General features: G+C 70.5%; 7 protein-coding genes. 3 read left to right on the top strand and 4 right to left on the bottom strand.

Going from position 1 to position 8,226, the window contains the following annotated elements; genetic code table 11:
- Window positions 1–89: 89 nt before the first annotated feature.
- Window positions 90–1,517 carry a glutamate decarboxylase gene (locus tag ACWCRB_RS47675; protein WP_451002047.1) on the bottom strand — a complete coding sequence of 476 codons (1,428 nt, stop codon included), beginning with the start codon at window positions 1,515–1,517 and terminating at the stop codon, window positions 90–92.
- A gap of 88 nt (window positions 1,518–1,605) precedes the next feature.
- Here ACWCRB_RS47675 and ACWCRB_RS47670 point away from each other — a divergent pair, with 88 nt between their 5' ends.
- Window positions 1,606–2,367 carry a MerR family transcriptional regulator gene (locus tag ACWCRB_RS47670; RefSeq protein WP_451002046.1) on the top strand — a complete coding sequence of 254 codons (762 nt, stop codon included), beginning with the start codon at window positions 1,606–1,608 and terminating at the stop codon, window positions 2,365–2,367.
- Window positions 2,368–2,385: 18 nt separating this feature from the next.
- Here the strand turns inward: ACWCRB_RS47670 and ACWCRB_RS47665 are convergent, their stop codons facing one another.
- Window positions 2,386–2,751 carry a YbjQ family protein gene (locus tag ACWCRB_RS47665; protein ID WP_451002045.1) on the bottom strand — a complete coding sequence of 122 codons (366 nt, stop codon included), beginning with the start codon at window positions 2,749–2,751 and terminating at the stop codon, window positions 2,386–2,388.
- Window positions 2,752–2,899: 148 nt separating this feature from the next.
- On the opposite strand from ACWCRB_RS47665, the gene ACWCRB_RS47660 reads away from it, so the two are divergent.
- A complete protein-coding gene (locus ACWCRB_RS47660; protein ID WP_451002044.1) occupies window positions 2,900–3,757 on the top strand; it encodes a DedA family protein in 858 nt (285 codons plus the stop codon).
- Between the two features lie 107 nt (window positions 3,758–3,864).
- Here ACWCRB_RS47660 and ACWCRB_RS47655 read toward each other — a convergent pair whose 3' ends face one another.
- Window positions 3,865–5,562, bottom strand: coding sequence for a threonine/serine ThrE exporter family protein (locus tag ACWCRB_RS47655; protein WP_451002048.1), 1,698 nt, complete (start codon window positions 5,560–5,562; stop codon window positions 3,865–3,867).
- A 115-nt stretch (window positions 5,563–5,677) separates the two neighbouring features.
- Entirely contained in the window at window positions 5,678–6,169 is a 492-nt protein-coding gene (locus tag ACWCRB_RS47650) for an inorganic diphosphatase (protein ID WP_053746895.1), read from the bottom strand.
- 79 nt (window positions 6,170–6,248) lie between these two features.
- On the opposite strand from ACWCRB_RS47650, the gene dacB reads away from it, so the two are divergent.
- A complete protein-coding gene (gene dacB, locus ACWCRB_RS47645; protein WP_451002043.1) occupies window positions 6,249–8,000 on the top strand; it encodes a D-alanyl-D-alanine carboxypeptidase/D-alanyl-D-alanine endopeptidase in 1,752 nt (583 codons plus the stop codon).
- Window positions 8,001–8,226: the final 226 nt, after the last annotated feature.

Genomic DNA, 8,226 nt, shown 5'->3' with positions numbered 1-8,226 from the left:
GAGGGCTCCGCCGGACGGTGCGGAAACCGCGGGCCGGTGGGGGCTGGTCGCGCAGTTCCCCGCGCCCCTTTCGGGGCGCGGTCGCGCACTCAGTGATGAAAACCGGTGGCCGCATCCCTGTCGTGCGTCGACGGATGCGGCTGCCGGCGCAGTTCGGGCAGCAGTCGTTCCAGGTCCTCCACGAACAGTTCGGCGAGGTCCGCGGAGAAGCCGTTGCGGCACACGACCCGCAGTACGGACAGGTCCTGCCGGTTCTCCGGGAAGGTGTACGCGGGGACCAGCCAGCCCCGCTCGCGCAGCCGCCGGGAGACGTCGAAGACGTCGTACGCGGTCACGTCCGCCCCGGTCGTGAAGGCGAACACGGGCAGCTCGTCGCCCCGGGTGAGCATCCGGAAGTCGCCCAGATCCTCGATCCTCTTGGCGAGGGAGCACGCCACATCGCGCGTGGACTGCTGCACGGCCCGGTAGCCGTCGCGGCCCAGCCGCAGGAACGTGTAGTACTGCGCGACCACCTGGGCCCCGGGACGCGAGAAGTTCAGCGCGAACGTCGGCATGTCGCCGCCCAGATAGTTGACGCGGAAGACCAGCTCCTCGGGGAGCGCCTCCTTGTCCCGCCACAGCGCCCAGCCGACGCCCGGGTAGACCAGCCCGTACTTGTGCCCCGAGGTGTTGATCGAGGCCACGCGCGGCAGCCGGAAGTCCCACACCAGGTCCTCGTCGAGAAAGGGCGCCACCATGGCCCCTGAGGCCCCGTCGACATGCACGGGGATGTCGAGCCCGGTCCGCTCCTGAAGGGCGTCCAGGGCCTCGCACAGGCCCGCGATGGGCTCGTACGACCCGTCGAAGGTCGACCCGAGGATCCCGACGACCCCGATGGTGTTCTCGTCGCACAGCTCGGCCGCCGCCTGCGGATCGAGATGGAACCGGTCGCCCTCCATGGGCACCAGACGCGGCTCCACCTCCCAGAAGTTGCAGAACTTGTCCCAGCAGACCTGCACATTGACGCCCATGACGAGGTTCGGCCGGACGTCCCGCCCCGGATACCGGTCGGCGTTGCGCGCCGCCCACCGCCGCTTCAGCGCCATCCCGGCGAGCATGCACGCCTCACTCGAACCGGTGGTCGAACAGCCCACCGCGGCGGCCGGATCGGGCGCGTTCCACAGATCGGCGAGCATCGCCACACAGCGCCGCTCCAGCTCGGCGGTGCGCGGGTACTCGTCCTTGTCGATCATGTTCTTGTCCTGGCACTCGCCCATCAGGACACCGGCCTGCGGCTCCATCCAGGTGGTGACGAAGGTGGCCAGGTTGAGCCGCGAGTTGCCGTCGAGCATCAGTTCGTCGTGCACGAGCTGGTACGCCGTCGCCGGCGGCAGCGGGGCGTCCGGCAGCCGGTGCGTGGGCGGGGCCTCGGTCATCCCGCCGACCGGATTGGCCTCCCCGTAGAACGGGTTGACGGCGAGCCTGCGCCCGTCGCCCTTGTGGTCGGGTGCTCCGCTGTCCCCTGGGTGCAGTGGCATGCCTACGACGGTAGGTCCGGGCCGTCGGACTTGCACCTCACGCCACGTAAGGATTCATCGTGAAGGGCGTACCCAGAAGGGAGCGGAGATGAGCTACTCGGTCGGCCAGGTCGCCGGTTTCGCCGGCGTCACGGTGCGCACCCTGCACCACTACGACGAGATCGGCCTGCTCGTACCCAGCGAGCGCAGCCACGCGGGCCACCGGCGCTACAGCGACGCCGACCTCGACAGGCTGCAGCAGATCCTGTTCTACCGGGAGCTCGGCTTCCCGCTCGACGAGGTCGCCGCCCTGCTGGACGACCCGAAGGCGGACCCGCGCGCGCAGTTGCGCCGCCAGCACGAGCTGCTGACCGCCCGGATCGAGCGGCTCCAGAAGATGGCGGCGGCCGTGGAGCACGCCATGGAGGCACGCAGAATGGGCATCAACCTGACACCCGAGGAGAAGTTCGAGGTCTTCGGCGACAAGGACCCGGAGGCACACGCGGAGGAGGCCGAGCGCCGCTGGGGCGGCACGGAGGCCTACGAGGAGTCGCAGCGCCGCGCCGCCGCCTACACCAAGGACGACTGGAAGCGCATGCAGGCCGAGGTGGCCTCCTGGAGCGAGCGCTACGACGCCCTGATGGCCGCCGGTGAGCCCCCGTCCGGCGAGGCCGCCATGGCCCTGGCCGAGGAACACCGGCAGCACATCACCCAGTGGTTCTACGCATGCACGTACGACCTCCACCGGGGCCTCGCCGAGATGTACGTCTCGGACGAACGCTTCAAGGAGTTCTACGACTCCATGCGCCCGGGCCTCGCCGAACACCTCAGGGAGGCGATCGAGGCGAACGCGGCCCGGCACACCGCATAGGGATCTCCTGGTCCGGGACTACTCCCGGACCAGGACCACGGCGGTCCCGTACGCGCACACCTCCGTGCCCACGTCCTGCGCGTCCGCCACGTCGAAGCGGAACGCCAGCACACCGTTGGCGCCACGCGCGCGTGCCTGCTCGACGAGCCGTTCCATCGCCTGATTGCGCGTCTCGACGAGAGTCTTCGTCAACCCCTTCAGCTCACCGCCGATCATCGACTTCAGCCCGGCCCCGATCTGGCTGCCGAGATGCCGCGACCGCACGGTCAGCCCGAAGACCTCACCGATGACTCGTTCGACCCGGTAGCCGGGGATGTCGTTCGTCGTCACGACCAGGACGTCGGACTCCGGTCCCTGGCCGCCGCCGTACTCTTCGATGCCCATAACCTCACAGGGTGGCCCCAGTTCCCGCACAGCGCACCCCGGAGTGGCGCATGGACGCTGTTGGAACCTGGAGGGGACGCATTGCGTTGATAGCTTTGCCCCACCCGATTCTCTGCTCATCTCTGCCAAGCCTCAGGAGCCCGGAACAGTGACGATTGCCCTCGGACCGAGCTGGCTGGACCCGGACTATCTGCTGGACCAGTTCGGCATCTGGGGCCTGCTCCTGATCGTGTTCGCCGAGTCCGGCCTGCTCATCGGCTTCTTCCTGCCGGGTGACTCGCTGCTGTTCACGGCGGGCCTGCTGATCACCGCGGGCACGCTGGACTTCCCCCTGTGGGGGGCGGTCGCCCTGATCTGCGTCGCCGCGATCCTCGGGGACCAGGCGGGCTACATGTTCGGCAAGAAGGTCGGCCCGTCGCTCTTCAGCCGCCCGGACTCCCGGCTCTTCAAACAGGAGAACGTCACCAAGGCCCACGAGTTCTTCGAGAAGTACGGCCCGAAGTCCCTGGTCCTGGCCCGCTTCGTGCCCATCGTGCGCACGTTCACGCCGATCATCGCCGGCGTCAGCGGCATGAAGTACCGCTCGTTCCTCATCTTCAACGTCATCGGCGGCGTCCTGTGGGGCGCGGGCGTCACCGTGCTCGGCGCCGTGCTCGGCGACATCGAGTTCGTGAAGAAGAACATCGAACCGATCCTGCTGCTGATCGTCTTCATCTCGGTCGTCCCGATCATCATCGAGTTCGCCCGCGCCCGCAGCAAGGCCAAGAAGAACCCGCCCCAGCAGCCCCCGGCTCCGCCGACCCAGCAGCAGTACCAGGCCCCGATGGACGACGCGACGACGCAACTCCGCCGCATCCCCCCGGCCCAACAGCAGAACGACGACCAGGGCTACGCCCAGCAATACGCCCAGCAGTACCCGTACAACCAGGACTACGGCTACCAGCAGCAGGGCCAGCAGCAATACCCCCCATACGGCAACCAGAACAACGGCTACCCCCAGAACTGACCCGCGCCGGGACGCGCCCCTCAGGGGCGCGGGGAACTGCGCGATCAACCACAACGAACCCGCACCCGCCGTGAGTCAGAAGCTCCCGAGCTACTGGGCGCCCGGCATCAGAACCCGCGGGTTCGCTTGGCGGCCCGCCGCCCCCCGGCGGCCCCGCTCGGCAACCTCAAGAACAACCGCGAGATCTCCGACCCCAGATTCACCCCGATGGCAATAGCCATCGACAGCGCCGCCGCTTTCGCCAACGACACCAACCCCGCGTCCATATCGTTCTGCGCGATCGACAACAGCCCGAAATACGTGGCCGACCCTGGCAACAGGGGCCCGATCGCCGCGGTGGTGTACGGCAGCGCCGACGCGAACCGGTACCGCGACAGCAACTGCCCGAACAACCCCACCAGCCCCGCCGCGACGGCGGTCGAGGCCACCGGCGAGAACTCACCGGTGTCGTGCATCGCGCCGTACACGGTCCAGGCGACACCCCCGTTGAGGGTCACGACGAGCACGGTGGATCGTTCCTGCTGGAGCATGACCGCGAAGGTCAGCGACAGCAGCATGGAGGCGCCGATCTGCAACAGGGGCTCAGCCGTCCCCAGCGCGGCGTCCGGATTGAGCTCGGCGCCGAGCTCGACCCCGAAGTACAGAATCAGAAGCACCCCGACGACGATCCCCACGAAGAAGTACATGACCTCCAGCAGGCGCGCGGACGCGGTGATGTAGAACCCGGTCAGCCCGTCCTGCACCCCGGCCACCAGCGCCCGCCCGGGCAGCAGCGCGAACAGCCCGCCGGTGATCACCGCGGACGCCTTCACGTCCACGTCCGCGAGCGTCAGCGCGACCCCCATCGCGGCCGGCGGCATCGCGGCCACCGTGAACTGGTAGAACTCCGGCAGCCCGCGCCCCGCGCACAGCCACGCCAGCCGGTCGCCCAGCATCGCGCCGAGCGCCGCCGCCACGAACACGACCAGGTCGCCGCCGACGAGCACGGAGGCGGCGCCCGCGAGCAGCCCGGCGGCCACGGTGAGCCCCCAGCCGGGATACGGGTGGCGGTTGCGCCGGATCTCCGCGAGGCGCCCGTAGGCCTCTTCCAGCGACGGGGCGGTCTCCGGGTCGCTCAGGTCGTCCACGAGCCGGTAGACGGCCGCCAGGCGCGTGTAGTCGGTGCCCCGGCGCCGGACCGTCCGTGACGCCGTCACGGGGTCGTCGACGAGCGAGGGCTGGTACGAGATCGACAGCAGGGTGAAGGTGACGTTCGGCTCGCAGCGGTCGAGGCCGTAGGACCGGCAGACGGCGAACATGGCCGCCTCCACGTCCTCGGCGCCCTCGCCGCCCGCGAGCAGCAGCTCGCCGATGCGCAGGGTCAGGTCGAGCACGCGCGGGACGGCCGGCCCGCCCTCCTCGGCCGCCTTCTGCATCCGCTCCGGCGCGGGCCGCTCGGCCACCGGCATCCGCAGCATCGTGCGCATCCGGTCCTGCCAGGGCACGTCCTTGGTGAGACTCACCACAGGGATACCGCTGGGCGGTGTGAACGCGGGCGCCCGGTACGTACGCGGGGTGCTGAAGGCGGAGCCCTCGCTGTCGCCGCCGGGCGGCTGCGGGACGTCGAGTCCCTCCGGCAGGGCGAACTCGGAAGTGGTCTCGGACTCCCCGGCGACGGGCTTCGGCGGGGCCAGCCCCTCGGGAAGCGCGAACTCGGAGGTCGTGGACGAATCCCCGTCACCACCACCGGTCGTACCGCCCACGAGGGGAACCGTGAAGACGCCCGTGGCCTCGTCCGACGGCGGCTTGTGGTCCTCGTCCGTCACTCCGTATCGCTCCCTGCGCACGCCCCTTTGGTACGCCTCAGTATGCGCACAGACACACGAACGGGCCGCACGCGCACGCGTGCGGCCCGTTCAGTGTGACGAGGCTGGAGAGGGCTCAGTGGCCGCCCTGCTCCTTCAGACGCTTGTACGACCGCTCGATCTCGGCCTCGGCGTCCGCGCGGCCCACCCAGTTGGCGCCCTCGACGGACTTGCCGGGCTCCAGGTCCTTGTAGACCTCGAAGAAGTGCTGGATCTCCAGCCGGTCGAACTCCGACACGTGGTGGATGTCCCGGAGGTGCTCCACGCGCGGGTCGTGCGCGGGCACGCACAGCAGCTTGTCGTCGCCGCCGGCCTCGTCCGTCATCCGGAACATGCCGATCGCACGGCACTGGATGAGGCAGCCCGGGAAGGTCGGCTCGTCCAGGATGACCAGCGCGTCCAGCGGGTCGCCGTCCTCGCCGAGGGTGTTCTCGACGAAGCCGTAGTCGGCCGGGTAACTGGTCGAGGTGAAGAGGCGACGGTCCAGGCGGATCCGACCGGTCTCGTGGTCCACCTCGTACTTGTTCCGCGAACCCTTCGGAATCTCGATCGTGACGTCGAACTCCACCGGTGGCTCCTCCATGATCAACACATAGTTCTGGTGGTTAAGTGTCCCTCACGCCGGAGTGTGATCGCGAAAGGGGCTGGTGTTCGTGCCAGAGCTGAGGCCTTGGCGGGCCGCGAGGCCGCGTGTGGCGCGGCTGGCGCGGACCGTACGACCGCGTCTCACCCGTGCCAGGGCAACGGTGAAACCGCAGCTCGGACGGGCCAGAGCGGCCGTGAAGCCACAACTCGAACGAGCGACGGCGACGGTCAGGCCGCAACTCGAACGGGCCGGACGAGCCACAGCCGCCGTGAAACCGCGGGTCACGCGAATCACACGGGCCGTGGCACCGAAGCTCGCCGCTCTCCCGAGGCCGAAGAACCTCAGGACACTGACGACACTGCCGCGGACCTGGCAGTACACCGCGGGCGCCGCCACCGCCGGACTGGCGTTGACCGCCGGCGTGGTGACCGCCGCCGGCCCCTGGGACTCCTCCGGTCAGCGTACGGCGGAGCGGGACTGGGCGGCCGTACAGGAGCGATCCGGTGGCACAGATCACGGTCGTAATTCTGGTACGTCCGATACATCCGGTACCTCCGGTACGTCGGCCGGGGCGCCCGCACCCGCGCCGAGCGCCCCCTCGGTGCTGACCGGCCTCGGCAGCGCCACGGGCACCTTGAAGGCGGCCCCCGCGGGAAGTGCCCTCGCGGCCGTGCTGGCCCCGCTCCTGGAGAACCCCGCGCTCGGCTCCCGCCGTACGGCCGCCGTCGTCGACGTGGCCACCGGGAAGCGCCTGTACGGCCTGGGCGCGGGCGAGGCGCTCGTCCCCGCCTCCACCACGAAGATCGCCACGGCCGTCGCCGCGCTCTCCGCGATGGGCCCCGACCACCGCCTCACCACCCGGGCCGACCTGGAGCCCGACACGAACGAACTCGTCCTGGTCGGCGGCGGCGACCCCACCCTGACGGCCCGTACGGACCCGGAGGGCTGGGCCAGTCTGCGCACCCTGGCCGACTCGACGGCCGCCGCCCTCAAGAAGCGCGGCGTACGCCAGGTGACGCTGTCGTACGACACCACGCTCTACGCGGGCAAGGAACTCCACCCGATCGGGGTCAACGACAACCTCGCCCCGGTCAGCGCCCTGATGGCCGACGAGGCCCGCACGGACGACTCGTCGAGCGGACCGGCGCCGCGCGTCACCGACCCGGCGGCGGCCGCGACCCGCACGTTCGCGGCCCTGCTGGCGAAGCACGGCATCAAGACGACGTCCCCGGGCCCGTCCAAGGCCACGGGCCGCGCGAGCACCCTCGCGAAGGTCTCGTCACCGCCGCTCTCGGCCCTGGTCGAGCGCATGCTGACCAACAGCGACAACGACTTGGCGGAGGCCCTGGCCCGCCAGACGGCGCTCGCGACGGACGTCCGCCCCGACTTCGCGGGCGGCGCCAAGGCGATCCACGCCCAACTGAAGAAACTGGGCCTGCCCATGTCCGGCGCCCGCTTCGCGGACGGCAGCGGCCTGAACCGCGCCGACCGCCTCACCCCGGACCTCCTCACGGCCCTCCTGGCCAAGGCCGGCGACCCGTCCCGCCCCGACCTCCGCGCGGCCCTCACGGGCCTTCCGGTGGCAGGCTTCACGGGCACGCTCAGCGCCCGCTACACGGACGGCGCGGCAGGCGTCGTACGAGCCAAGACAGGCACGCTGACCGGCGTGAACGCCCTCGCGGGCACGGTAGTGGACCGAGACGGCCGCCTCCTCGCCTTCGCCTTCCTGGCAGCGAACACCACCAGCCCGACGGAGGCCCAGGCAGCCCTGGACCGCACGGCAACGGCCCTGGCGGCGTGCGGCTGCGGGTAGCTCCGCTGGATGGGCGGTTCTCCGTCCGCGGGCCCGGCGGGGGCTGGCCGCGCAGTTCCCCGCGCCCCTTTGGGGCGCGCTTCCTGGCCCCAGCCCACCCGCGCCGCCCCGTCCGCGCCCGGTTCTTCGTCCGCGGGCCCGGCGGGGGCTGGCCGCGCAGTTCCCCGCGCCCCTAGGTGGGTGCAGTCCCGAAGTCGACATCGCCAGGCCCGCTTAGGAGTGCCAC

The organism is Streptomyces sp. NPDC002156 (genome assembly GCF_053593675.1).
The sequence above is the reverse complement of the archived record's forward strand: the minus strand, read 5'-3'. Positions and strand labels throughout refer to the sequence as shown.

What these genes read in the sequence shown, in the direction of transcription:
- ACWCRB_RS47675 (WP_451002047.1), bottom strand. Translation starts at nt 1,517, where the DNA reads ATGCCACTGCACCCAGGGGACAGCGGAGCACCCGACCACAAGGGCGAC.
- ACWCRB_RS47670 (WP_451002046.1), top strand. Translation starts at nt 1,606, where the DNA reads ATGAGCTACTCGGTCGGCCAGGTCGCCGGTTTCGCCGGCGTCACGGTG.
- ACWCRB_RS47665 (WP_451002045.1), bottom strand. Translation starts at nt 2,751, where the DNA reads ATGGGCATCGAAGAGTACGGCGGCGGCCAGGGACCGGAGTCCGACGTC.